This window comes from Ectopseudomonas chengduensis (genome assembly GCF_900102635.1).
Lineage (GTDB): Bacteria > Pseudomonadota > Gammaproteobacteria > Pseudomonadales > Pseudomonadaceae > Aquipseudomonas > Aquipseudomonas chengduensis.
The window spans coordinates 1-24,830 of sequence record NZ_FMZQ01000009.1; the positions used below are offsets into that span (position 1 = coordinate 1).

Below are 24,830 nucleotides of genomic sequence, written 5' to 3' on the forward strand. Positions count from 1 at the left end.
GCGCTTTGCAGAAGGCCTGCGCAGTGACCATTTGCGTCTCAGTCGACGCCTGATTGAGTACGCGATAGAACTGATCGAGTTCGGTTTGCAGGGCCGTGCGCGGCTGATTGAGCAGGAACAGGACGAGGTTCTTGAAGGTGAGCTGGCGTCGGCGGGTAAAGTCTTGAGGATTCTGGCGGTGGGCGGCGATGAAGGCGGGACAATCGAGCGGACTGGTTATTTTTTGTACAATTTTCAAACCAGGGCTTGGCTGGCGGTGTCAAGCGATGCGGTATAGGTAGTCAAAAGGGCTTCTCCCATGCACTGATTTGAGCGCTAATTATATGATATTTATGGATAATTTCCAAAGTTGATGACATTGGAACTATACCGGCTCCTCCAATCTATATAGGAAAGCCCTTATTCAGAAAGCCTTCTGCTGATTCAGAGCAAATCGGAGTGGTCGAAGAGAATTATTATTACGAGGTAGATAGCATCGTTTCTGGCTTCGATTCTTCTGTTAGGTATCTTTATGTGCATTTGTATCCCCAAGAAAAAGGTAAGTTTTCCCTTGAAGGACACATATGGGGCTACTTACTTATAGAGGAGCGCTGAAAAACCAACCAACTTTGCGCCTTAGTGGAAAAGGGGACAGATTTATTTTCCCGCCTAGCGTCTTTTCTATTTGATCGCAAAGCGCCATCTTTCCCGGCTCAAACCCTTGCGGTCAAGCCCTTCAAACGCCAGAAACGAAAAAGCCCCGTCAGTGATGACGGGGCTTTTGCTTGGCTGTCTGGAGCGGGTGATGGGAATCGAACCCACGGCTCTAGCTTGGGAAGCTAGGGTATTACCATTATACGACACCCGCAGCGGGTGCCTTTATACCGGAACTCGACCTGAGAATAAAGCGCGGAGCAGGGCAGTAGACGCATCCGCTCCGCGCTCGGTGCCCCTCATACCGCCATTGCCTGGAGGTCGCGCAGGTCGCCTTTGACTGGCAGTTGCAGGCGTTTGCTGGGGGCGTTGAAAAAGTCCAGCAGCACGCGTTGGCTCTGCAGCCAGGCGGCCTTGTGTTCCATGTCGAGGAAGTGGCCGGCATCGTCGATCACGGCGAACTGGGCGTGGTCGATGTGCTGGGCGAACAGGCAGGCGTCCTCCACCGAGGTGTATTCGTCACGGTCGCCGTTGACGAATAGTAGCGGGATGTCGATGGCCTGCAGGCATTCCTTGCCGCAGTTCGCTTCCATGCTCAGCACCTGCTTGATGTGCGCGTACATCTGCCGGTATTCGTGCTCATCCAGGGTGCTGATGTGCTTGTGGTTGAAGCGCTTGAACAGCGACGGCAGGTGCTTGCCGATGGTGCTGTTGACCAGCAGGGCGACGTTGTCGCGATCCACCGCGTTCAAGAAGCGCAGGCCCTTGTGCAGGTAGTCGAGCATCGGCACGTTGAGGATCGGCGAGAAGGAGCAGATGGCGGCCTTCTCCAGCGTCGCCGGGCGTTGGGCCAGGGCTAGCATGGAGGCGACACCGCCCCAGGAGAAGGACATCAGGTAGTTGGCGCCGTAGAGGTCGATCAGGTGCAGCAGGATCGCCGCTTCGTCTTCCTTGCTGATGGGCGTGAAGTCGCTGTTGTAGGGCTTCGACTGGCCGGCATAGGGCAGGTCGAAGGCCACTACGTTGAACTGCGGCTGCAGGTACTTGATCGTTTGCGCGAACGAGGCGGTGGTCGCCAGAGAGCCGTTGACCAGGATGATGGTCTTGCTTGCTGCCGGATTGCCGTAGAACTCCGTGTGTACGTTGTGCTTCCTGTTGATCTCGACGACTGCGGTTTCTGGCCTCATGTCGTTTCCTCCTGGCGCAAGTGAGCAAGGCGAGCGGGCGACCGTTCGCGCTGGAATGAGCAGTTAGAAAAGCGCCTGAGCGTGACAGCATGATGTCAGGCTGGAGATTTTTATAAGTATAGGAATTTCAATCAGTTAGGATCGAAACAGGCGAGCGCTCCAGGCTTTTTCAGGGCCTTGGAGAGGGCGGTGTTACCAGGCAGGAATCCAGTCGGCGCAGAGCGCCATCAACCGAAAAAATACTTTACTGTCTTTCTGTGACCGGCTGGTCACCTGAAGACTTATGGTTCGATTCAAGCAGTTACCTTGCAGCCACGCAAGGGTGAGTCACATCTTTGTAGCCGATTGGTGATGCCGTTGGTCGGGTAGTCAGATTCAGGCGTAGGGCGACGATCAAACGCTGGCGATTTCCGCATCCGTCAGTGCGCGGTATTGGCCGGGGGCGAGCTGTGGGTCGAGGACGATTTCGCCCATGCTTTCGCGGTGCAGGGCGACGACGCGATTGCGGAAGTAACCGAACATACGCTTGACCTGGTGGTAACGGCCTTCGAACAGGGTCAGCCGTGCTTGGTGGCTGCTCAGTACGTCGAGCTGGGCGGGCAGGGTGGTGAGGTCTTCGAAGGCGAAGTACAAACCTTGGGCGAAGACCTCGGCGTATTCGGCGGTGATCGGCTGTTCGGTGGTGACGTGGTAGACCTTGGGCTTGCGCTGCTGCGGCTGGGTGATGCGCCGCGACCAGCGCCCGTCGTTGGTGATCAGCAGCAGGCCGCTGGTGTTCAGGTCGAGGCGACCGGCCAGGTGCAGGTCGTGCTTGTCCGGCTCGGCGAGCAGGTCGAGGACGGTACGGTGTTCGTCGTGCTCGGTGGCGCTGACCACACCGACCGGTTTGTGCAGCATCCAGTAGCGCGCGCTACGCCCGGCTTGCAGCAGTTCGTCATCCAGCTCGACGCGCTGGAAGTCGCGCACCTCATGTCGCGGGTCGTGTACCACGGCGCCGTCCACACGCAGGCGGCCGGCGCTGATCAGCAGGCGGCTGTCCTGGCGGCTGAAGCGCGGGAAGTTGCTGAGGAAGCGATCCAGGCGCATGGCTCAATCGCGCTCGCGGGGTTCAGTGGCCTTCAGTGCACCAGCGCAGGCGGGGCACAGGCAGGCCTGGTTGCATTGCTCGGGCGTCAGGCGCTGCAGCGCGGCAGGGTCGATTTGCGCGTCGAAGCACCAGCAGGGCTCGTCACGCCCGGCGGCGACGCTGCACTGGTTGCTCTTGCCGCATAGCGGGCAGTGTTGAGTGTCCATCAGAGATCGAGGCAGACGCGGTCGCGCCCAGCTTGCTTGGCACGGTACAGCGCGCGGTCGGTGCGACCGAGCAGGGTGTGCAGGCTCTCGCCGGCATGCCACTGGCTGAGGCCAAGGCTGACGGTGACCTGCAGGCTCTGGCCTTCGACTTCATGGCGCTGTTCGGCGCATTGCTGGCGCAGTTTCTCGGCCAGGTCATGGGCAGCCTGGCGGTCGGTGTTCTTCAGCAGCAGGATGAACTCCTCGCCACCCCAGCGGCAGAGAATGTCGGACTGGCGCAGCGTGCCGCGTAGTTGCTGGGCGAAATCGTGCAACACCTGGTCGCCGGCAAGGTGGCCGTGCTGGTCGTTGATCAGCTTGAAGTTGTCGAGGTCCAGCAGTACGGCGCACAGCGGGCTGCTGTCGCGCTGCGCTTCCTGCAGCGCCTGTTCGGCGAGAATGTCGAAGCCACGGCGGTTGGGCAGGTCGGTGAGGCTGTCTGTGGTGGCCAGGGCGGCGATGCGACGCTGGTAGCGACGAATCGCCAGGCTCACCAGGGTCAGCACGATGACGGTGACCAGCAGGCACAACAGCAGGTTGATGTAGAGCCCCTGGCGGATGCCGGCCAGGGCCTTGTCCTGCTTGTCGACGAACAGATACCACTCCAGCTCGGGGATGTAGCGCACGTTGAGGAAGTGCTCGCGGCCCTGCTCCTGGTACTCGAACTGACCGCTTTGCGGCGTGGGCAGTTTTTCCATTAGGCCGTCGAGGCCGGGCACGTCGGCCAGTGAATCGCCGACCTGGGCGCCCATTGGTCCGCCTTGGGCGCCAGTGAGGGTGATGCGCCCGGTGGTGTCGACGAAGTAGACGCTGCGCTCATAGCGCGCCTGATATTCGTCGATCAGCTTGACCACGGCATCGACGGCCAGGCCGACGCCGGTGGCGCCAATGAAGCTGCCGTCGTAGTCGAGCACCTTGTAGTTGATGAAGATGGTCAGACGGTCGGCGTTGGCCATGTCGACGTCGACGTTGATCTCGTAGGGCTCCTTGAGGCCGCGTACGCGGTAGTACCAGACGTCACGCGGCTCTTCCGGCTTGACCTGCTTGAGCACGCCCTTGGCCTGGTAGTAGGTGCTGGTCCTGTCGGAGACGAAGAAGCTGGTAAAGGCGCCGTAGTGCTCCTGCACTTCACGCAGGTAGCGAGTCATCTGTCCGGTGTCCTGTTCGCCGGCCAGCACCCAGTCACGCAGGAAGGTGTCACGGGCCATCATCGAGGAGATGAGGATAGGGCGCACCAGGTCCTTCTGGATTTCCGAATAGACGGTGTCGGAGGTCAGTGGCAGTTCGGTGTTGATGATGCTGTCGCGAATCGAGTCGCGCGAGGCGTAATAGCTCAGCAGCGAGGTGGTGAGAAAGCCGCTACCGAGCAGGAACAGGAGCAGTAACACCAACGAGGTTTGCGTGTGCCGTTTGGGGCGCAGGGACATGGGTGAATCCGGGAGCGGGCTAATGGCGTGATGCTAGCTTGCCGGAAGGGGATAGCGCCAGTTGTGATCATGATCGGTGCTGTATGTGGGGCGGATGAAAGTTGGGGTTATGCCAATCCGGCAAGGCGAGCAAGGCAGCCTTGCGTAGGAGGCCCACCCTGGGGCGAAGCTTTGCGAGGCGTCGTTAGCCAGGTTCGCGGCGGGGCGCCGCTCCTACAGGTTGGGTGTATCGACATTTGACCGGGTGGCTGGTTTTCCCGGATTGCATCCGGGCTACGGACTGTAGGAGCGGATTTATCCGCGATTGGTTTGCGGGTATTGCGGTGGGTCATGAGGCGGTCGCGGCTAAAGCCCCTCCCACAGGGAATCGGTGGATTTGGGGAGTGTTGTGAAAATGCGGCCAACGCTTCTCCGGCAGGGAATCGGCGTTTGTGTGGATCGCGGCTGAAGCTGCTCCTTCGCGGTCGTGGCTGGGACGCCTCCTACAAGGGCTGGTAAGGCCCTGTGGGAGGCGCTTCAGCGGCTAGCTTTTCAGGCCTCTTCCAACACCACCACACGCTGCCCGGCGCGCACGGGCGAGCCCGGCTGTACGCGTACTTCGCGCACGGTGCCGGCCATCGGTGCGGTGAGCGGGATTTCCATCTTCATCGACTCGAGGATCACCAGTACGTCGCCAGCCTGCACCTGCGCGCCGGCTTCCACCTGCACCTGCCAGAGGTTGCCGGCGATATGGCTTTCGATGCCGTGTTGGCCGGCTGCCAGCGGGGCGTCATCGCCGAGTTCGGCGGCCACTTCCTCGACTTCGAAATGCGCCTGGCCGCTGTCGATCCAGCGCTGGCGTTCGGCGTCGAAGGCCGCTCGCTGCTGCTGGCGGAAGGCGGCGATGCCATCGGCTTCGTCGTCGAGAAACTGCTGGTAGTCGGCCAGAGCCAGTTCGCTGTGTTCGATGTGCAGCGGGTAGCGACCGAGCGGGAAGTCGCGGCGGATACGCAGCAGTTCGTCAGCCGATACCGGGTAGAAGCGGATCTGGTCGAAGAAACGCAGCAGCCAGGGCTTGCCGTCGAAGGCTTCGACCGCGCGGTAGCGGTTCCACATCTGCAGGGTGCGGCCGACGAACTGGTAGCCGCCGGGGCCTTCCATGCCGTACACGCACATGTAGGCGCCGCCGATGCCGACCGAGTTTTCCGCCGTCCAGGTGCGCGCCGGGTTGTACTTGGTGGTGACCAGGCGATGGCGCGGGTCGAGCGGGGTGGCCACCGGTGCGCCGAGGTAGACGTCACCCAGGCCCATGACCAGGTAGCTGGCGTCGAATACCGTGCGGTACACCTCGTCGAGGTTCGGCAGGTCGTTGATGCGGCGGATGAACTCCAGGTTGCTCGGGCACCAGGGGGCGTCCTTGCGTACGGTGGTCATGTACTTGTCGATGGCCAGCTGGCAGGCCGGGTCGTCCCAGGACAGCGGCAGATGGACGATACGCGACGGCACCTTGAGGTCGCGCGCGGCGCATACCGCGTCCCACTCGCCGGCAACGATATCGAGCAGCGTCTGCAACGGCAGGGTTTCCGGTTGGTAGTGCACCTGTAGCGAGCGGATGCCTGGCGTCAGGTCGATTACGCCGTCGAGCTGCTTGGCCTCCAGCGCCTGCATCAACGCATGGCCACGGAAACGCAGCACCAGGTCGAGTTCCGGCTGGCCGATTTCCAGCAGCAGGTGGGTGTCACCGGAAAGGCGCGCGACCAGGCGGGTGTCGGCGTGGCCCAGGTCGAGGAGGATTGGACTTTGTAGCCCGGATGCAATCCGGGACTCAGGTGCTGCGATTTCCCCGGATTGCATCCGGGCTACGGTCGCGTCTGTAGGAGCGGATTTATCCGTGATTTCGGTGCCGCCTGCATCGCGGCTGAAGCGGAGCGCCGCCCGGCCGCTCCCACAAAGGCTGGTGCATTCGCTGGCACTGGCTTTGGCCAACGCCCTTGCCATGGCGATATCCACCGGCACGAAGCGCACCTTGTCGCCGGCCTTGAGCTGGCCGAGCTGCCACAGGTCGGCCTCGATGATGGTCACCAGGCAGACGAAGCCGCCCAGGCTGGGGCCATCCGGGCCGAGGATCACCGGCATGTCGCCGGTAAAGTCCACTGCGCCGATGGCGTAGGGGTTGTCGTGGATGTTGGACGGGTGCAGGCCGGCTTCGCCACCGCTGTCGCGCACCCATTCCGGTTTCGGGCCGATCAGGCGTACGCCGGTGCGACTGGAGTTGAAGTGCACTTCCCAGTCGGTGGCGAGGAAGCTGTCGACATAGCCGGGCGTGAAGTATTCCGGCGCGCCGTGCGGGCCGTAGATCACGCGCAGTTCGCGCACGACTGGCAGGGCCGGGCAGAGTTCGACAGGCAACTGCGCGCCGCTACTGGTATCGCTCAACGGCAGCAGGTGCAGCACGTCGCCGGCGCGCAGCGCACGGCCGCCGTGGCCGCCGAACTGGCCGAGGGTGAAGGTGCTCTTGCTGCCCAGGTAGTCCGGCACCTGAATGCCGCCGCGAATGCTCAGGTAGCTACGTGCGCCGGACCCGGCAATGGTGCCGAGGGCCAGGGTGCTGCCGGCTTGGATCAGCAGGGCGGTGTTCATCGGCTGTTCCACGCCATCGACGGCCAGCGGGATCTCGGCGCCGGTGATGGCGACCACCGCGTCGGTATTGAAGCGCAGCAGCGGGCCGCTCATGGTGATTTCCAGCGCAGCGGCGCCTTCGTCGTTGCCGAGCAGACAGTTGCCCAGGCGCAGGGCGCGGCTGTCCATCGGCCCGGACGGCGGCACACCAACGGCCCAGTAGCCGAGGCGGCCGGGGCAGTCCTGCACGCTGGTCTGGGTGCCGGCGCTCAGTACCTCGAAGGTGCTGGCCTGATAGACGAGGTTTTCCAGGCAGCGCGTCCAGGGATGGCCGCTGGCGAAAGGCGCATCGCTGAGGATCTGGCGCAGGTAGTCGCGGTTGCATTCCACGCCGTACAGCACGGAATCGCCAAGGGCTTTGTCCAGAGCGGCGCTGGCTTGTTCGCGGGTTGGCTGCCAGGTGATCAGCTTGGCGATCATCGGGTCGAAGTAGGGCGGAATCTCGCAGCCGGCTTCGACCCAGGTGTCGACACGCAGGGCCTTGCCGTCGGCTTCGGGAAATTGCACGGCGGTCAGTAGGCCGGGGCTGGGCTGGAAATCCCGGCCTGGGTCTTCGGCGTACAGGCGCGCCTGGATGGCATGGCCGGACGGTTTGAGTGCTTTGGCCAGTTCGCTGAGTGGCGCCAGGTCGCCGGCCGCCAGCTCGATCATCCAACGCACCAGGTCGACGCCCCACACCTGTTCGGTGACGCCGTGTTCGACCTGCAGGCGGGTGTTCACTTCGAGGAAGTAGAAGCGCTCGGCCTCGCTGTCGTAGACGAATTCGACGGTGCCGGCGCTGCGATAATTCACCGCCTTGGCCAGCTTGATCGCCGCCGCGCACAGCTCATTCGCCATGCCGGCTGGCAGGTTCGGTGCCGGGGTTTCTTCCAGCACCTTCTGGTTGCGCCGTTGTACCGAGCAGTCGCGCACGCCGAGGGCGAGCACTTCACCCTGGCCGTCGCCGAACACCTGTACTTCCAGGTGGCGGGCGCGCTGGATGTACTTCTCGATAAATACGCCGCTGTCGCTGAAGTTGTTCTGCCCCAGACGTTTGACCGCCTCGAAGGCCTCGCTCAGCTCCGCCGCCGAACGGCACACACGCATGCCGATACCGCCACCGCCGGCGGTGCTTTTCAGCATCACCGGGTAGCCGACCTGCTCGCCGGCTACCAGAGCAGCGTCGAGGTTTTCCAGCAGCTCGGTACCTTCGAGCATCGGCACGCCGTGCTGTTTGGCCAGGGCACGAGCGGTGTGCTTGAGGCCGAACACGCGCAGTTGTTCGGGCGTCGGGCCGACGAAGGCAATGCCGGCGGCTTCGCAGGCTTCGGCGAAGGCGGCGTTTTCGGAGAGAAAGCCGTAGCCGGGGTGGATGGCTTTAGCGCCGCTACTTTTGGCGGCAGCGAGAATCTTGTCGACCGCCAGGTAGGTCTGCGCGGCCGGGCCGTCGCCGAGGGAGAAGGCCTCGTCGGCCTGCTGGATATGCAGGCTGGCGGCGTCGGCTTCGGAGTACACGGCCACGCCGCCGACGTTCAGTTCACGCAGGGTGCGCAGGATGCGGCAGGCGATGGCGCCACGGTTGGCGATCAGCAGTTTCTCAAACATCAGGGTGACCCTCTAAGGTCATGGCGGGCCGTCCCGCCGTCATTCGTCATGTGCCACGGTCGTCCGTGGTGAAAATCCGGGTGATGCGTGTTGCGCGTGCTGGGGACAAATTTTGTAGGGCGGGTGAAACCCGCCGGGCCTTGGCGGGTTTCACCCGCCCTACGTCAGTTCCACACCAGCACTTCGGCGGGGGTTGGGTTCCAGCCGTTGCACGGGTTGTTCAACTGCGGGCAGTTGGAGATCAGCACGATCACATCGGTCTCTGCTTTTAGCTCCACGTACTTGCCGGGTGCGGAGATGCCGTCCTCGAAGGTCAGGCCGCCCTCCGGCGTTACCGGAACGTTCATGAAAAAGTTGATGTTGGCGCCGATGTCGCGCTTGCTCAGGCGGCCGTCGTGCAGGCTGGCGCGCAGGAAGTTGTCGCGGCAGCTGTGCATATAGCGCTTGTCCAGCGCGTAGCGCACGGTGTTGCTCTCTTGAGCGCAGGCGCCGCCGAGGGTGTCGTGGCGACCACAGGTGTCGGCGACGATGGTCAGCAGCGGCTTGCCGAGGTTGGAGTAGAGCACCGTGCCGGTGGTCAGGTAGACGTTGTTCTGCTTGCGCAGGGTGCGCTGCGGGTCGAAGCGTTCGCGTGGGTTGCGTGCGGCGAAGAACAGGGTGTCGATCGCCTGATTGCCTTCGAGGTCGTGCAGGCGCAGGGTCTGCCCGGCCTTGACCTCGAACAGGTAAGGTTCGCCCGCCGGGATGGTGTGGCGGAACACGGCGGTTTCGGGATGCAGGTTGCTGGCGGTAAGGGTCATTTCGGCAGCCCTCAGATGTACTGGCGTTCGGTGTTGTGGAAGCCGCGGCCGTTCTCCGGGCGCGAGGTGCGGCAGAGCACGGTGATGCCGTCGCTGTCGACCTTGCTCCAGGTCAATTGCACTGGTTTGGGCGCGTACTGTGGGTTGGGATCCATCGGGTGTTGCAGGGCGGTGAGCACCACCAGGGTGTCCATCGGCGCGTACAGCTCGATGTAGTCGCCGGCCTTGCTGTTGTTGGGCTGGAAGTGGAAGGTGCCCTCGGCGTCGACATCCACGCGGCTGAACAGGTTGAGGTTCATCAGCAGGTCGAGCAGGTTCAGATCCCACTTGCCCATTTCCACCAGCAGGTTGTCCATGCCGTTGCGGAAGAAGCCGTTGCGCAGTTCCTGATAGCGGCCCTGGCCGTACTTCTCCAACACTTCGTCGGCGTTCAACACGCCGCCGAAGCTGTCGTGCCAACCGCAGGTATCGGCGGTGATGGCGGCCAGCACCTTGCCCATGTCCGAGTACAGGCAGTGGCCGGCGGTGAGCTTGGCGGTGTGCTGGCACTTGAGGGTGTCGGGAAGGTTCAGGCGCTCGCTTTTTTCGGCCGCGTTGAACAGCAGCACGCTGACGTTGGCGCCGCCTTCCATATCGGCGATGCGCAGCAGCTGGCCACGCTTGAGGATGAAAGAGGTATGGCCGCCGCCGGGTACGATTTCTTCGTACAGGCTCGGGCGCAGGGTAAGGGCAGTGTTCATGGGTACCTCGGGGTCAAAGCCGGATCGTCAGGCGCCGGCAGTGGCGCCTGATCATCATTGCGATGGTGTGGGGTGCGGCGGTCAGAGCTTGCCGTCGACGGCCATCTGTACGTAGCTCGGGTCGAAACGCAGCTTGATGTTGGCACTGTCGCCGGTAGTCACGTCGCCCGCGAAGGTCATGCCGATGGCGTCAGCGCTGCGCGCGCCTTCACCAAGGATGCCGTGCTCGAAGCTGAAGTTGGCGACCTTGGTCATGGTCTCCGGCAGGGCCGGGCTGGTGACGAAGTCCAGGGTTTCCTGCGGCGTGTAGAACAGCTTGGTGGTCGCCAGTTGCGCCTGGTAGCCGGCCAGGTCGGTGCCGGAGGCCTTGGCCATTTCGGTCAGGGCTTCGGTGGCTTCGGGCGTGCCGGATTGCATCAGTTCGAGAATCTCGAACCAGGCGCCGACCAGGGCTTTGCCGAAGTCTGGGTTGTCCTTCAGGGTCTGGGTATTGACCACCATCATGTCGAGGATTTCACCGGGGATCTTCGAGGAGTCGAACACCTGGGTGCTGCCGGGCTGGGCGATGATTTCGGCGAGCATCGGGTTCCAGGTGGCGGCGGCCTGCACGCTGGGGGTGGTATAGGCGGCGATGATGTCGGCGTCGGAGGTGTTCACCACCGTCACGTCACGCTCGCTCATGCCTGCCGACTCCAGCGCGCGGGCGAGGAAGTAGTGGGAGACCGACAGCTCCACCAGGTTGACCTGCATGCCTTTGATGTCGGCCAGGGTCTTGCCCTCGCCCTTGATCAGCAGGCCGTCGTTGCCGTTGGAGTAATCACCGACGATCAGCGCGGTGCTGTCCACACCACCGGCGGCGGGGATGGTCAGGGCATCCATGTTGGTCATGGTGCAGCCGTCGAACTGACCGACGCTGTACTGGTTGATGGATTCGACGTAGTCGTTGAGCTGCACGACATCGATGTCGATGCCGTATTTCTTCGCCCATTTGTCGATGATGCCGGAGGTACTGGCGTGGCCCCAGGGCATCCAGCCGGCGTAGAGCGTCCAGCAGACGCTGAAGCTGTCTTTCTTCTCGGCATGAGCGCTGAAGCTGAGCACCGCGGCCAGACCGGCAGCGGCGAAGGAGAGCAGACGGTACTTGCGCATTTGGAACCTCCAGTGTTGGTGAGTACGGGCAGGAGTCGCGGCACGTTTCGAATCGTTCGAAAGGCGCGTTCTCCCGGGCTTTTATCCCGCCGTGTAACCTCACTGGAGGTCGATGACTCTCGGACCAGCACTTGCCAGGCAAGTCGGAACCCTAGTCATCCATTTCGCAAATTGTGGTGCCGCGATTCCGGGAAACCCCGGTTAGAACCTGCACACCCAAGCTTTAGCGAATAGCGTGCCAGCTCGCCGATGCCCGTGGCTGGGCACTCTGGCAAGGCTGCTTGCGGTTTGCGTGCTGCCTGATGGGGCTTGAGTGGCGTTCATTGCACCGTTCGGGGGCAATTCGGCTCGTGGCATCGCGCCCTGGCGGCGTCAGGGCGGTGGCATGGAAATCGCTATCGACCCTGTTGCAGGGGCGGCCTTGCTGCCGCTCTCGGGACGACCCGACCCGCTGCTCGTCTGGACGACCAGGTAACTCACTTGTTCAAGGGAGATTGCCATGGCGCATACCCATTTCACCTCCATTCCCCTGATCGACGTCTCGGGCTTGTATAGCGAGCATTTTGCCGAGCGCCAGCGCGTAGCCGATGAGCTGGGCCGTGCCGCGCGCGAGGTCGGCTTCCTGCAGATTACCGGGCACGGCATTTCGCGTGAGCTGCGCGACGGTTTGGTCGACCAAGCGCGCCGCTTCTTCGCCCGCCCGCTGGAGGAGAAGATGCGTTTTTACATCGGTCAGTCGAGCAACCACAGCGGTTACGTGCCGGAGGGCGAGGAGCAGTTTGTCGGCGGCAGCAAGGATCTGAAAGAGGCCTACGACGTCAATTACGACTACACCGAGGCGGCCCAGGTCTATCCGCTGCTCGGCCCGACCCAGTGGCCGGACTCGGCGGACTTCAAGCGCGAGGTCAGCGCTTACTACCGCGCGGCGCTGGCGCTGGGCGACACGCTGTTTCGTGGCTTCGCCCTGGCGCTGGGGCTGGCCGAGGACACCTTCGCTGGCATCACCCGGCAGCCCACCAGCCAGTTGCGCATGATCCATTACCCGCTCGATCCCGATCCGGTGGCTGACCGCCCTGGTATCGGCGCGCACACCGACTACGAGTGCTTCACCATCCTCTTGCCTACCGCTGAAGGCTTGCAGGTGCTCAACGGCGATGGCCAGTGGATCGACGTGCCGCTGGTGGAGGACGCCTTCGTGATCAATATCGGCGACATGCTCGAGGTGCTCAGCAATGGCCATTTCGTCGCCACCTCGCACCGCGTGCGCAAGGTCAGCGAGGAGCGCTTCGCCTTCCCGCTGTTCTGCGCCTGCGACTACCCGACGCGCATCGCGCCGATTGCCGGTCTGCCGGCGCGTGGCGAGCGTGTGTACACGCCTGTGAGCTGTGGCGACCACCTGTTCGCGCAGACGGCGCAGACCTTCCGCTATCTGCGCGAGCGCCTGGAGGATGGTTCGCTGCAACTGCCGGATGGTGCGGCGGGTTTGTCCAGCTTTGGTCAAGGCCGCCGGGAGGTGACGGTATGAACCTGCTGGAGCTGGCTGCACGTTACCCACAACGCGCCGAAGGTGGTGTGCCGGACTGGATGCTCGGGCACTTTCGCCGGCGCACCATCAGTTTCGCCGATGGCCGCAGTGACGAGCGGACCCAGGTGCATTGGCTGCAAAGCCGCACCTTCACCATCGACCTGCGCCTGCCGGATGCGCCCGCGCTGCCTGTACGGGCCTGGCAGGACTACGACGCCGCCGAGTTGCGCCAGCTTGCCAATCACGAGGGTTGGGTGGCCGATAGCGTCTGGGAGAACGGTTATCTGAGCTGGCACGGCGGCGTGTCCCTGCAACTGCACAACCGCTGGCCGGAGCCGGCGCAGTTGCAGCGCATCGGCAACTGCATGATCGAGTTCGGCACCAGTGGCGCCTATGTCGAGGACTGGCGTTTGCAGGCCAGCAGCGGGCCATTGATCGGCCTGCGTTTGCTGGAGGAATGCGACGCTGAAACCGGCGAGGTGCTGCAGCGCGGTGGTGGCCTGATTCTCTGCGGCGACCGGCTTGGCTGGGTGCAGGGGCGGGCGGTCGAGCTGGGTGAGTCAGCGCTGCAACTGCGCGAGCGCGCGGAGCGGGCGCATGGTGATGGTGAAGCGTTGGCGCTGTTGTTCGACTGCGAAACCTCGCTGGCCTATGCCGATGGGCAGGGACGTTATCAGGTGGCGCTGTCCACATTGCCGGCACGGGTGGGGCAGAGCGTCTCGCTGGAGGGCTTTGAGTTGCCTGGAGCGGGGCGCGTCTGTCAGCACCTGCAACGCCCGGACGGGCGTGCGGTGGTACGCACCTTCATCATCGATACGCTGGAGCCGGATTGGCGGGCGGAACTCGCCACGCCGACTACCGGCGAGGCGCAGCGCTGGTTTGCCGCGGAGAGCGAAACGCTGTCGCGCTATCTCGAGGTGTTGAGCTAGCTATCGGTGCTTGCGTGATGCTCCGCTGAAAAGCTCGCCGCTGAAGCGCCTCCCACAGGGATTCGGAACCACTCGATTTGTGGGAGGGGCTTCAGCCGCGACGCTTTGGTTGGATCGAAACGACGGCTCCGTAGCTCGGCTGCAATCCGGGAAAACGGCCCCGATGATCCCCGGATTTCAGCCAAGCTACAGCTGCGCCTCTGTGACCGGAGGCGCAGTCGGTGCGCATGGCGCACCCTACGGGTTACCACGCCACTTGCGCTGCGTAGGGTGCGCCGTGCGCACCGAAATTGCCGCTTAATCAGCGGGTGGCAATACGCTCGGCCAGTTCGCTGGGCAATTGTGTCTGCGCCCGGCGCGCGGCGTTCAGCGGGATGTCGTAGGTGATCCGCGCGCCATAGGCGTTGGGCGCCTGCGGGTCGTGGCGCACCTTGTCGAACACCAGCAGGCGGGTGCCGAGGCTGAAGCCTTCGGACAGGTCGTGGGTGACCATGAACACGGTCAGGCGGGTCTCCTGCCACAGCTCCAGCAGCAGCGCGTGCATGTCCTTGCGGATACCGGGGTCGAGTGCGCCGAACGGCTCGTCGAGCAGCAGCATGCGCGGTTGCATCACCAGCGCCTGGGCGATGGCCAGGCGTTGCTGCATGCCACCGGAAAGCGCGCTGGGGTATTTGTTCAGGGCATGGCCGAGGCCGACCTTGGTGAGGATTTCGGCGGCGCGTTCGCGAGCTTCGCGCTTGGCCGCGCCGAACAGTCGGCCCAGCAGCTTCGACTTCGGCAGCTCCAGGCCCAGAGCGACGTTGTCCAGCACGCTCAGGTGGGGGAATACCGAGTAGCGCTGGAACACCACGCCACGGCTCGGATCGGGCTCGTTGGGCAGCGCCTGGCCGCCCAGCAGCAGTTCGCCACGGCTCGGACGTTCCTGGCCGAGCAGCATGCGCAGAAAGGTGGATTTGCCACAGCCGGAGGCGCCGACCAGGGTGCAGAACTCACCCTCGTCGACCTTGATGTTGAGGCGTTCGAGCACCACCAGGTCGCCGTATTCCTGCCACAGGTTGCGCGCTTCGATAAAGGCGGTTTTCCCTGTGCTTGCAGGGGCCGTACGGGAGTCGCTCATGGCAGGTTCACTTAGCGGGACGATATGTTGACTGAACAGGGTCATGCCTTGCCTCCTTCATGCCAGGGGAAGCACAGGCGCAGCACCTGGCGCAGGCCCAGATCCATCAGCCAGGCCAGCAGGGTGATCCACACGACGTAGGGCAGGATCACGTCCATGGCCATGTAGCGACGCACCAGGAAAATGCGGTAACCGAGGCCGTCGGTCGAGGCGATGGCCTCGGCGGCGATCAGAAACAGCCAGGCCGAGCCGAGCATCAGACGCAGCGAGATCAGCAGGCGTGGCATCAGTTGCGGCAGCACCAGGCGCAGGATCAGCGTCCAGGAGTTGGCACCGAGGGTCTGCGCCTTGATCAGCAGCTCGCCGGGAATCTCGCGTGCACGCTGTTCGATGTCACGAGCGATGCAGGGGGTGATGCCGATGACGATCAGCATCACCTTGGACAGCTCGCCGAGGCCGAAGACGATGAACAGAATCGGCAGGATCGCCAGCGGCGGAATCATCGATAGCACCGTGAGCAGCGGCGACAGCGGCGCGCCGAACAGCGGCACGCTACCGGCGGCGATGCCCAGCACCAGGCCCAGCAGCGCGGCGATGCCAAGGCCCAGACCCAGGCGTTGCAGGCTGGAGGCGGTGTCCTGCCAGAACAGGTACTGGCCGCTGCGTTTGTCTTCGGTGAAGGCCAGGCGGTCGATGGCATCGACCATCTGGCTGGCGCTGGGCAGCAGCTTGTCGTTGGGGTTCTCAGCCAGGCGGCTGGTCGAGGCGCTGAAATAGACGAACAGCAGCAGGGCGAAGGGCAGCAGGATCAGCAGCAGGCGGCTGCTGCGATCCGGGTGGCGGTTGATCAGGCGCATGGATAGTCCTCGTCGGGCCTGGAACGAAATGCGTGCGCAGCTAGCAAGCGCAAGAGCGCGCTGGTTTCGGGCCTTTGGGGGGGACGGCTGGTTGCCGCTGATGCGAGTGGGGCGTACCCATGATGAACCTCCAGTTTGACAGGGGCGGGCAGGAGTTCGCGGCGGTTCCCCACGGATGGGGCGCGTTCTCCCGGGCTTTTGTCCCGCCGTGTAACCTCGCTGGAGGTCGCTAGCTCTCGGACCAGTCGCTCGCCTGTGGCGAGCCGGAACCCTAGCCGGCTATTGGCAAATTGTGGTGCCGCGATCCCGGCGAGCCGGGTTGTTCCTGCACGCAGGGTCCGTAGCGAACATCGTGCCAGCTAGCCGAGGCGCCTAGCTGGCGGGTTTCGTCGTCGCTCATCGTTGTGAGTGCGCGTTATTGGTGCGGATCGTGGTGCGTCTGCTGTGCGATGGGGCGTTACAGCGCCCCATCGGCGGCCAGTTCCATATAGCGATGGTTGAAGCGCAGCAGAATGCGCTGCGGGTTGCCCAGCGTCTTCTCGCCACTGAATTCGATACCCAGATTGGTCAGACCCATGCCGCTCTTGCCCAGCAGGCCGTGAGCATCGGCAAAGTGCGCGACCCGTTGCATGAGGTCCGGCAGCTTGCCGGTGCGCGCGAAGTTCAGCGCGCTGCGCGGCGAATAGAACGAGCGCAGGGTGCCCAACTGGGCGTCGAAGTCTTCCGCGGTGGTGTCGGCGGCGGCTGCCATTCTGGCCCGGGCTTCACGACCGGCCGGGGTGGGCAGGCCGAGCAGGCGCTGGGTCTCGAACCAGGCGCCGGTCAGCGCGCGACCGAATTCCGGGTGCTGGGTAAGGGTCTGGCTGCTGACCACGGTGAGGTCGAGGATTTCACCGGGAATCAGATTGGAACTGAACACCTGGCTGACCTCGGCCTTGCGCCGAATCTCGGAGAGGATCGGGTTCCAGGTGATCACCGCGTCGCCCTTGCCGGCGAGGAAGGCATCAGCGATTTCGGTATCGGAGACGTTGATGATGGTCACGTCACTTTCATCGAGCAGGGCCCACTCCAGTGCGCGGCTGAGCAGGTAGTGCGAGACCGAGTTCTCCACCAGCAGCACGCTCTTGCCTTTCAGGTCCTGGATTCTCTTGCCGCTGCCACGCAGCAGTAGGGCGTCGGCGCCATTGGAGAAGTCGCCGATGATCAGCGCGGTGCTGTCCTTGCCGGCAGCAGCGGGAATGGTCAGGGCGTCCATGTTGGTCATGCTGCAGGCGTCGAACTGGCCGGCGCTGTAGCGCTCGATGGAAGCGACATAATCCGGCACTTCCTGCACCTGAATGTCAATGCCGTACTTGTCCGCCCACTTCTTCACGATGCCCTGTTCGGCGGCGTAGCCCCAGGGCATCCAGCCGGCGAATATCGACCAGCACAGCTTGAAGGTTTTAGGCGCGGCCTGGGCTGTCGGAGCGCCAAGCAGGCAGGCACAGAGCAGGACGGTGAGCAGTGAGCGAATGGACATGGAAACCTCGGGTCATGGACGAAAGCGGGAAAGCCGGCAGCCTGGCTGCGCGTTCTCCCGGGCTTTTGTCCCGCCGTGTAACCCCGCGGCATCCCGCCGCTGTATGAGGTCGCCCACTCTCGGACCAGCCACTCGCCTTCTGACGAGCCGGAACCCTAGTCGGCCATTACGATTCGCTACCACTGACGATCCTGTGCATGGATCGGCTTTCCGCGACGCTGGGCAAGCGAATGCCATGCCAGCGACAGGGCAATTGTCCTGTGCTCTTGTGGTTTTGCGCCGTCGGTCACAGCCGACGAAGTGAATCGCACCTGTTGCGGACGGCGCTGTCTGATGCCTCAGGGATCACCATCCCGGAGGCCGACATCGGTCGGCGTCGTCCCAGCGGTCACAGGAGGCCGCCATGCCCTACAAGATGCTGTTTTCCGCCTTGCTCTTGATGCTTTCCGGTTGCGCCGTTTATGGCGATGGCTACGACCGTGGTTATCACCACGGCCATGGCTACCGTTACTACGACGGTCACCGGCGCGATTACTACCCGCCGCCACGCTACTACTACGAGGAGCGTCGGCATAACTACTATCCGGCTCCTCCGCGCTACGTACCGGCGCCGCCGCCGCGTCATCATTACGGCCACGATCACCGGTATCGCGACGGCTACAAGCACCAGCAGCCGCGACATGACTATCGCCGCGACCAGCGTCGTCAGGAACATCGCAGCGGGCAGATTCAGCGCGGCTGGGAGGCAGGCCGCAACACGCAGCATCGTTTCTCCAACGGGCGCAGCAATAACGAACATCGCCGTAGCGGCGAGCGCCGCTGGTAAGCCTCTCTCAATCCGCCGCGTGCTTGGCGCGCGGCGTCTGTTCATCCACCTGGCGAATCGCTGTAACCATGGCCTGCGCCGCTGGCGACAGGCTGTGGCCGGCACGGCTGACCAGGCCATAGGCCGAATGCTGATGCAGACCCTGAGGCAACAGCGGCAGCAGGGCTAGCTGACCGCTATCGACTTCGTCGGCGATCACGTCCCAGGGCGCCATGCTCAACACATCGCTGTCGGCCACCAGGCGCTTGAGTACCAGGAAATTGTCGCATTGCACGCTCAACGGCTGCGCTCGCCCGCTGGCCTGCCCCAGGCTGCGTTCGACCACCTGTGGCAGCTGTGTGCCGGCGAGAGGGAAGTCGAGCAGGTCGCGCAGTTGCAGGTTGCGCCGCTGCAGCAGCGGATGAGCCGGGCGGCAGAACAGTACGCCCTGATGCACGCGCAGCGGTTCGATGTGCAACTGAGCGTCGTCCTGCAACTCGCGGATATCGGCGATGAACAGCTCGACGGCCGAGTCCAGCAGGCTGTCGCGCAGCTCCAGCCAGTTGGCGATGTCCAGTTTCACCTGCACCCGCGGGTAGCGTTGCAGCAACTGCCCCAGCGCCTGCGGTATCAGGCGCGCGGCCGGGTAGGGGCCGGCGCCGAGGCGAAGTTCGCCGGCCTCCAGGTTGCCTAGCTGATTGACCGCGTTGCTCAGCGCCAGGCTGCCGGCCAGCAGGCGGCGCGCATGTTCCAGTACCAGGTGGCCATGGGCGGTGAGGCTGACGCCGCGGCTGTGGCGATCCACCAGGGTGCAGTCCAACTGGCTCTCCAGCGCCTGGATGCTGCGGCTCAGCGCCGGTTGGCTGAGGTGCACGGCCGCTGCCGCGCGGGCGAAATGTTGGTGTTCGGCGAGGGCGACGAAGTGGCGGAGTTGGCGTAGATCGTTCATGCGCTTCCTGCATTAAATGGTCTATTCGAATGCATTGGAATTATCGGATGGTCTTTGCCAACCTGCCAGCATTCCAACAACAAGACCTTCCAATGCCATGAGCCCATTCTCTCGCTTCAGCGGTCTGCTGCTGGCTGCCGCCCTGCCATTGAGCGCCTATGCCGAGCTGCCGGCCGAGCGTATCGAACCCAGCATCAACGCCGAACTGGCTGCCCACACCAAGGTGTTCGCCCAGCAGGTCTATCGTGTCGCCGACAACGTCTATTCGGCAGTCGGCTGGCAACTGGGCAACGTGGTGATGATCGAGGCGCCGCAGGGGCTGATCATCGTCGACACCGGCGAGTCGGTCAGCGAGTCGCGCAAGATCATGGCCGAGTTTCGCAAGCTCAGCGACAAGCCGGTCAGAGCAGTGGTCTACACCCACTTCCACCCGGATCACATCAACGGCGTGCAGGCGTTCGTCAGCCGCGAGCAGGTGGAGCGCGGCGAGGTACAGATCTACGCCCACGAGACCCTGCTGCAGAACGTGGTGGCGCAGGGCGCGCTGGTCGGGCCGATTCTCGGCGTACGTTCGGCATACAGCTTCGGTTCCTTCCTGCCGGCCAGCGATCAGGAGGGCATGAACGGTGGTATCGGTCCGTTGGCCAAGCCGGAGCCGTCGTCCTTCATCGCGCCGACCGTGACCTTCGGCGAGCGCCTGGATACCACTATCGCCGGCCTCGACGTGCAGTTTTTACATGTGCCGAGCGAGGCGCCGGACGAGATCACCCTGTACCTGCCGGCCAACCGCGTGCTGATCAGCGCCGAGGTCGATCAGGGCCCGACGCTGCCGAACATCCACACGCTGCGCGGCACCAAGTTCCGTGACCCGGTGCAATGGGTCGAGAGCCTGGACAAGCTACGTGCCTACCAGGCCGAGTACATGGTGCCGCTGCATGGTCGGCCGGTAAGCGGCCAGGACAAGGTCGAGGAAGTGCTGCGCATGACCCGCGATGGCATCGCCTATATCCACGACCAGACCGTGCGCTGGATGAACAAGGGCCTGACGCCCGACGAACTGGTAGAGAAGGTCAAACTGCCGCCGCACCTGGCCGGCTACACCCCTTATCTGCGCGAGTACTACGGCACGGTGAAACACAGCGTGCGGCAGATCTACAACGGCTATCTGGGCTGGTTCCAGGGCGACCCGGTGGCTCTCGACCCGACCCCGCCCAAGCAGCAGGCCGAGCGCCTGATCGCCCTGGCCGGTGGTCGTGAAAAACTGCTGCTGGAAGCTGGCAATGCCTACCTCAAGGGCGACTACCAATGGGCGGCGGAGCTGGCCGGCTACGTCATTCGCGTCGACCACGAAGACAAGTTGGCGCGCGAGATCAAGGCGCGCAGCTTTCGTAAGCTGGGCTACGCCAGCATGAACATCAACTGGCGCAACTGGTACCTGATGAGCGCCATGGAGCTGGAGGGCAAGCTTGACGGCGATGTCATCCGCCAGCGCTCGGTGGAGATGCGCAAGGTGTTCCTCTCGCCGGACATGGTGCGCAGCTTCACCCCGCAGAGTTTCCTGCAGAACTGGGTGACTCGTATCGACCCGGAGAAGGCCGGCGATGTCGAGCTGACCCTGGGCTTCAGCTTCCCCGACGTGGGCGAGCAGTGGGCGCTGGAGGTCCGGCGCGGTGTCGCGCAACTGCACAAGGGTATTCCCGAGGGCACTGCTCTGCGCCTGAGCATGGACAAACGCTTCATGGAAACCCTGCTGACCGGCGAGGGTGGCCTGGTCAAGGGTGCGCTGCTCGGCGATGTGAAGGTCGACGGCAACCTGCTGGAGATTCGTCGCTTCCTCGCCTGCTTCGACTTCAGCGACGAGGCGTTTGGGCTGACGCTGCGTTAGCCCTCGGTTCGAAGCGGCAAGATCGGCGTTGTGTTTGCCATTCGCCGCGGGGCGCGGCTCCTACAGAGCAGGGGGGCACGACCTCGCAATCCGCGCTGTAGGAGCGTCGCCCCGGCGCGAAACGATTGCGGCTGTACGGCAAGATTGACGTCGTGCTTGCCATTCGCCGTGAGTCGAGGTTCCTACGGGGCGTTCCCATCGAAAGAAGGGCGGTCTCCTGCCAACCGCCCGGTCACACTTCAGGTTCATCCATTCGGAGGCTGACGATGAACCTGCTGTCTTTCGCCAAAGGCGCCCTGGCCATGTTTTGGCTGGTGGCGCTGCTCAATCTGTTCTACCCCTTCGCCACCCCGCTTGGCGGTTGGGTCAACTGGGCTGCGCTGCTGCTATTGCTGGCGCACGTCGGTGAGCTGTTGCTGTTTCGCGCGCGTCTGCAGGGGTTGCCCGCGCAATGGTGGCAACGCCTGCAGGTACTGCTGTTCGGCATGCTCCATCTACAACACTTGCGTTGAACTGTGAGGCCGAGCAGCTGGGGTGTCGCAATTCCTGTAGGAGCCGGCTTGCCGGCGATCCGTTCGAGACACCGCCAGCAAGCTGGCTCCTACAGGACTCTATTCCACGAATAATTGCTGCACCACCGAGAAGTCCTGCTTGCCCTTGCCCTGTTTGAGCAGCAGGCGGTAGAGCTGTAGTGCCAGGGCACCCATCGGTGTGCTGTTGCCGCTGTGGCTGGCGGTTTCCTGGGCCAGGCCGAGGTCCTTGGCCATCAGCTCGGCCATGAAGCCGCCGCTGTAGCCCTTGGACGCTGGGGCGTTTTCCATCACCCCGGGCCAGGGGTTGTATTTCTCCAGCGTCCAGTTACCGCCGGAGCTCTGCCGCATGATCTCCGCCAGTACGGCCGGCTCCAGGCCGTTGGCCACGCCCATGGCCATGGCTTCGGCAGTAGCGATCATCTGTACCGCGAGCACTTGGTTGTTGCATACCTTGGCCACCTGGCCGGCGCCCTCCGGGCCGGCGTGGAAGATGTTCTTGCCCATGGCGGCGAGCATCGGTCTGGCCTTCTCCAGCGTTTGGGCTTCACCGCCCACCATGAAGGTCAGGGTGCCGGCTGCCGCGCCGCCGGTACCGCCGGATACCGGTGCATCGAGCAGAGCGATACCGCGCTCGCGGGCGGCGGCGTGCACCTTGCGCGCGGACTCCGGGGCGATGGTCGAGCACTCGATAACCAACGTGCCGGCGGGCAGCCGCGCAAGCAGGCCGTCGTCGCCCAGGTACAAGCCTTCAACATGACGGCTGGCCGGCAGCATGCTGATCACCACCTTTGCCTGATCGATGGCGTCGGCGGCGCTATCGGCTGCCACGGCACCTTCGCCGGCCAGCGTGTCGACGGCGCTGCGCACCAGGTCGAAGACTTTCAGCGGATAACCCGCCCGGAGCAGGTTGCGGGCCATGGGCAGGCCCATGTGGCCGAGGCCGATAAAGGCGGTTTGGGTCATGGCAGCTTTCCTTTCTATTGGGCGCTTCGCGCATCGATTGTCATTGTTCGAGGACTGCTTGTGAGCTCTCCCGGAGCGCATCCGGGCTACATGTAGGGTGCGCCGTGCGCACCGATCCGTACGCTAAAGGTCCGCCAACGGATGTTCGCCTTCCCAGGCCGGTGCGAAGTGAGCTTCGACCACGGCGGCGGGGATTGCGGCCACGTCCGGCCAGTGCCAATGCGGCGTTTGATCCTTGTCGATCAGGCGGGCGCGCACGCCTTCGGGGAATTCCGGGTGGCGGCAGCAGTTCAGGCTCATGGCGTATTCCATGCGGAATACCTCGGCCAGCGACAGGTGGCGGGCGCGGCGGATCTGCTCCCAGACCAGGTGCGCTGTCAGCGGGCAGCCATGGGCCAGGGTCTTGGCGGCGCGGGCGAGCAGGGCGTCGTCATCCGCCTGCAGGGCGCTGATGGCATGAACGGCGGCGGGCAGGTCGGCGACGTCGAGCAACTCGTCGATACGCTCGCGGCGCGGCAACCATTGGGCCGCCGGCAGCTCGCTGCGCGCTTCGTTCTCCAGCGCGCGCAGCAGGCTGTGCAGCTGCGCCGTGGGTTGTTCGCGCCAGTTCAGTTGCACCAGGCCTTCGAGCAGGGCGTCCTGCTGGTCGTCGCGCAGGCAGCGGTCGGCCAGGTTCAGGTCCAGCGCATCGCGGGCATTGATGCTGGCGGCGGTGAGGCCAAGGAACAGGCCCAGGCGCCCCGGCAGGCGAGCGAGGAACCAGCTGCCGCCGACATCCGGGTACAGGCCGATATTGATTTCCGGCATGCCCAGGCGGCTGCTCGGGGTGACGATACGGATACCGGCGCCCTGCATCAGGCCCATGCCGCCGCCCAGCACATGGCCGTGCGCCCAGCAGATGAAGGGCTTGGGGTAGGTGTGGATGCGATGATCGAGGCGATATTCGTCGGCGAAGAATCGTCGTGCCAGGGCCGGTATTTCGCCTGGCTGTTCGCGACACTGATTGACCAGTTGCACGACATCGCCGCCGGCGCAGAAGGCCTTGGGGCCGTTGCCGCGCAGCATCACGCAGGCGATGGTCGGGTCTTCTGCCCAGGCCTTCAGGCGTTCGTCGAGTGCTTCGATCATCGGCAGGGAGAGGGCGTTGAGGCTCTTCTCCGCGTCCAGGCTGGCGATGCCGATGCGGTAGCCATGCAGGCTGGGGCGTTCTTCGAATTGCAGGTTCATAGGGGCTTCCTGCGTAGGGTGGATGACGGTTTATCCATCCACCTTACGGGTTTGTGGTGGACGTAAAAGGCGACGTCCACCCTACGGGACGGTAGGAGCGAGCTCTGCTCGCGAAAAGATGGCATCGCCTGATTCGCGAGCGGAGCTAGCTCCCAGGATTTATTTGTTGCGCCACTGCGGGTCGCGTTTTTCCAGAAAGGCGTTGACGCCCTCGCGGGTGTCGTCGGCATCGAACAGATCGACGAAGCGCTCGCGTTCCTCCGGCAGCCAGGTATTGGCACCACGCTCACGGGCACCCTGGATCAGTGGTTTGATGGTACGTACCGCTACCGGGCTTTGCCGCGCCACCTTGGATGCCAGCAGCAGTGCGGTGCCACGGGCTTCGCCGGTGTCCACCACCTGCTCGATCAGACCGATGCGCAGGGCGGTTTCGGCGTCGATGCGTTCACCGCAGAGGATCATGCGCTTGGCCCAGCCTTCGCCGACCAGCCAGGGCAGGGCCTGGGTGCCGCCGGCGCAGGGCAACAGACCCACGGAGGCTTCCGGCAGGGCCATTTGTGCCTGGCGTTCGGCGATGCGGATATCGCAGGCCAGCGCGCACTCCAGGCCGCCGCCCATGGCGTAGCCGTTGATCGCGGCGATGGACACGCCGCGGAAATCGCGCAGGGTTTCGAAGGCCTCGCCAAAGCGTCGGGCCATCTCGCGGGCACGGGCCTTGTCGCCATCGGCGAACATGTTCAGGTCGGCACCGGCGGAAAAGAACTTCGGCCCCTGGCCGGTTACCACCAGGGCGTACACCTCGTCGTCACGGTTGAGGTGCTCGACCACCTGCTTGAGACCGATCAGCGAGTCGCGGTCCCAGGTGTTGGCCGGTGGATGATTGATGGTGATCAGCGCGGTATGGCCGTGCTTCTCGACGGTGAGCTTGTGGGTCAGGTCGAAGATGCCGGATTTATAGGTTTCGATTGCAGTGCTCATAGCATTCCTCGTCAATGTTCGCCCCTCCCATTG

The 24,830-nt window shown here is 63.9% G+C and carries 20 protein-coding genes, 1 tRNA gene, 1 pseudogene and 3 riboswitches; of the genes and pseudogenes, 5 read left to right on the forward strand and 17 right to left on the reverse strand.

Features of this window, described 5'->3' with window-relative positions; translation table 11 throughout:
- The 10 genes and pseudogenes from BLS08_RS14820 to BLS08_RS14865 form a co-directional block, all read right to left on the reverse strand.
- A pseudogene (locus BLS08_RS14820) lies at positions 1 to 238 on the reverse strand (IS4 family transposase); the annotation flags it as partial.
- A gap of 535 nt (positions 239 to 773) precedes the next feature.
- A tRNA-Gly gene (locus BLS08_RS14825) sits at positions 774 to 847 on the reverse strand.
- Between the two features lie 85 nt (positions 848 to 932).
- Positions 933 to 1,820: an alpha/beta fold hydrolase gene (locus tag BLS08_RS14830; RefSeq protein ID WP_017677876.1), complete on the reverse strand. Its 888-nt coding sequence runs from the start codon at positions 1,818 to 1,820 to the stop codon at positions 933 to 935.
- Positions 1,821 to 2,213: 393 nt separating this feature from the next.
- Positions 2,214 to 2,906, reverse strand: a complete 693-nt coding sequence (locus BLS08_RS14835) for a pseudouridine synthase (RefSeq protein WP_017677875.1) — start codon at positions 2,904 to 2,906, stop codon at positions 2,214 to 2,216.
- 3 nt (positions 2,907 to 2,909) lie between these two features.
- The gene (locus tag BLS08_RS14840) at positions 2,910 to 3,113 is read right to left on the reverse strand and encodes a cysteine-rich CWC family protein (RefSeq protein ID WP_017677874.1); all 204 of its coding nucleotides are present in this window, start codon (positions 3,111 to 3,113) and stop codon (positions 2,910 to 2,912) included.
- A complete protein-coding gene (locus BLS08_RS14845; RefSeq protein WP_017677873.1) occupies positions 3,113 to 4,579 on the reverse strand; it encodes a sensor domain-containing diguanylate cyclase in 1,467 nt (488 codons plus the stop codon). The genes BLS08_RS14840 and BLS08_RS14845 overlap by 1 nt, the downstream gene beginning before the upstream one ends.
- Positions 4,580 to 5,110: 531 nt before the next feature.
- A complete protein-coding gene (uca, locus tag BLS08_RS14850) occupies positions 5,111 to 8,821 on the reverse strand; it encodes an urea carboxylase (RefSeq protein WP_090336878.1) in 3,711 nt (1,236 codons plus the stop codon).
- Positions 8,822 to 8,985: 164 nt separating this feature from the next.
- The gene (locus BLS08_RS14855) at positions 8,986 to 9,621 is read right to left on the reverse strand and encodes an urea amidolyase associated protein UAAP2 (protein ID WP_021488404.1); all 636 of its coding nucleotides are present in this window, start codon (positions 9,619 to 9,621) and stop codon (positions 8,986 to 8,988) included.
- A gap of 11 nt (positions 9,622 to 9,632) precedes the next feature.
- Complete coding sequence (locus BLS08_RS14860; protein WP_090336880.1) at positions 9,633 to 10,361, reverse strand: urea amidolyase associated protein UAAP1; 729 nt, start codon at positions 10,359 to 10,361, stop codon at positions 9,633 to 9,635.
- An 81-nt stretch (positions 10,362 to 10,442) separates the two neighbouring features.
- Positions 10,443 to 11,510 carry a putative urea ABC transporter substrate-binding protein gene (locus BLS08_RS14865; protein ID WP_064494282.1) on the reverse strand — a complete coding sequence of 356 codons (1,068 nt, stop codon included), beginning with the start codon at positions 11,508 to 11,510 and terminating at the stop codon, positions 10,443 to 10,445.
- Positions 11,511 to 11,578: 68 nt separating this feature from the next.
- A riboswitch (guanidine-I (ykkC/yxkD leader) is annotated at positions 11,579 to 11,676 on the reverse strand.
- 333 nt (positions 11,677 to 12,009) lie between these two features.
- Between BLS08_RS14865 and BLS08_RS14870 the strand changes: the two genes are divergently transcribed.
- Together BLS08_RS14870 and BLS08_RS14875 are read left to right on the forward strand one after the other, a co-directional pair.
- Positions 12,010 to 13,035 (forward strand): isopenicillin N synthase family dioxygenase, encoded by a 1,026-nt coding sequence (locus BLS08_RS14870; protein WP_090336882.1) that lies wholly within the window; start codon positions 12,010 to 12,012, stop codon positions 13,033 to 13,035.
- Positions 13,032 to 13,964 (forward strand): hypothetical protein, encoded by a 933-nt coding sequence (locus BLS08_RS14875; protein WP_090336884.1) that lies wholly within the window; start codon positions 13,032 to 13,034, stop codon positions 13,962 to 13,964. Before BLS08_RS14870 ends, BLS08_RS14875 begins: the two co-directional genes overlap by 4 nt.
- A gap of 301 nt (positions 13,965 to 14,265) precedes the next feature.
- Here the strand turns inward: BLS08_RS14875 and BLS08_RS14880 are convergent, their stop codons facing one another.
- The 3 genes from BLS08_RS14880 to BLS08_RS14890 form a co-directional block, all read right to left on the reverse strand.
- Entirely contained in the window at positions 14,266 to 15,081 is an 816-nt protein-coding gene (locus tag BLS08_RS14880; RefSeq protein WP_051037325.1) for an ABC transporter ATP-binding protein, read from the reverse strand.
- Positions 15,082 to 15,122: 41 nt separating this feature from the next.
- Entirely contained in the window at positions 15,123 to 15,938 is an 816-nt protein-coding gene (locus BLS08_RS14885) for an ABC transporter permease (protein ID WP_017677865.1), read from the reverse strand.
- A 185-nt stretch (positions 15,939 to 16,123) separates the two neighbouring features.
- Positions 16,124 to 16,224: riboswitch (guanidine-I (ykkC/yxkD leader) on the reverse strand.
- Between the two features lie 171 nt (positions 16,225 to 16,395).
- Positions 16,396 to 17,457: a putative urea ABC transporter substrate-binding protein gene (locus tag BLS08_RS14890; protein ID WP_017677864.1), complete on the reverse strand. Its 1,062-nt coding sequence runs from the start codon at positions 17,455 to 17,457 to the stop codon at positions 16,396 to 16,398.
- 52 nt (positions 17,458 to 17,509) lie between these two features.
- Positions 17,510 to 17,627: riboswitch (guanidine-I (ykkC/yxkD leader) on the reverse strand.
- A 233-nt stretch (positions 17,628 to 17,860) separates the two neighbouring features.
- Here BLS08_RS14890 and BLS08_RS14895 point away from each other — a divergent pair.
- Positions 17,861 to 18,283, forward strand: coding sequence for a hypothetical protein (locus BLS08_RS14895; RefSeq protein WP_017677863.1), 423 nt, complete (start codon positions 17,861 to 17,863; stop codon positions 18,281 to 18,283).
- A 7-nt stretch (positions 18,284 to 18,290) separates the two neighbouring features.
- On the opposite strand, the gene BLS08_RS14900 is transcribed toward BLS08_RS14895, so the two are convergent.
- Positions 18,291 to 19,211, reverse strand: a complete 921-nt coding sequence (locus tag BLS08_RS14900; protein ID WP_017677862.1) for a LysR family transcriptional regulator — start codon at positions 19,209 to 19,211, stop codon at positions 18,291 to 18,293.
- 97 nt (positions 19,212 to 19,308) lie between these two features.
- Here BLS08_RS14900 and BLS08_RS14905 point away from each other — a divergent pair, with 97 nt between their 5' ends.
- Together BLS08_RS14905 and BLS08_RS14910 are read left to right on the forward strand one after the other, a co-directional pair.
- A complete protein-coding gene (locus BLS08_RS14905; RefSeq protein ID WP_017677861.1) occupies positions 19,309 to 21,096 on the forward strand; it encodes an alkyl/aryl-sulfatase in 1,788 nt (595 codons plus the stop codon).
- 266 nt (positions 21,097 to 21,362) lie between these two features.
- Positions 21,363 to 21,608 (forward strand): DUF1145 domain-containing protein, encoded by a 246-nt coding sequence (locus BLS08_RS14910; protein WP_017677860.1) that lies wholly within the window; start codon positions 21,363 to 21,365, stop codon positions 21,606 to 21,608.
- A 99-nt stretch (positions 21,609 to 21,707) separates the two neighbouring features.
- Here BLS08_RS14910 and mmsB read toward each other — a convergent pair whose 3' ends face one another.
- The 3 genes from mmsB to BLS08_RS14925 all read right to left on the reverse strand — a co-directional run bounded on the left by mmsB (position 21,708) and on the right by BLS08_RS14925 (position 24,797).
- On the reverse strand, positions 21,708 to 22,592 hold the full coding sequence (gene mmsB, locus BLS08_RS14915) for a 3-hydroxyisobutyrate dehydrogenase (protein ID WP_017677859.1): 885 nt from the start codon (positions 22,590 to 22,592) through the stop codon (positions 21,708 to 21,710).
- A 123-nt stretch (positions 22,593 to 22,715) separates the two neighbouring features.
- Positions 22,716 to 23,819 carry an enoyl-CoA hydratase/isomerase family protein gene (locus tag BLS08_RS14920; RefSeq protein ID WP_017677858.1) on the reverse strand — a complete coding sequence of 368 codons (1,104 nt, stop codon included), beginning with the start codon at positions 23,817 to 23,819 and terminating at the stop codon, positions 22,716 to 22,718.
- Positions 23,820 to 23,978: 159 nt separating this feature from the next.
- Positions 23,979 to 24,797 (reverse strand): enoyl-CoA hydratase, encoded by an 819-nt coding sequence (locus BLS08_RS14925; RefSeq protein ID WP_017677857.1) that lies wholly within the window; start codon positions 24,795 to 24,797, stop codon positions 23,979 to 23,981.
- Positions 24,798 to 24,830 lie beyond the last annotated feature (33 nt).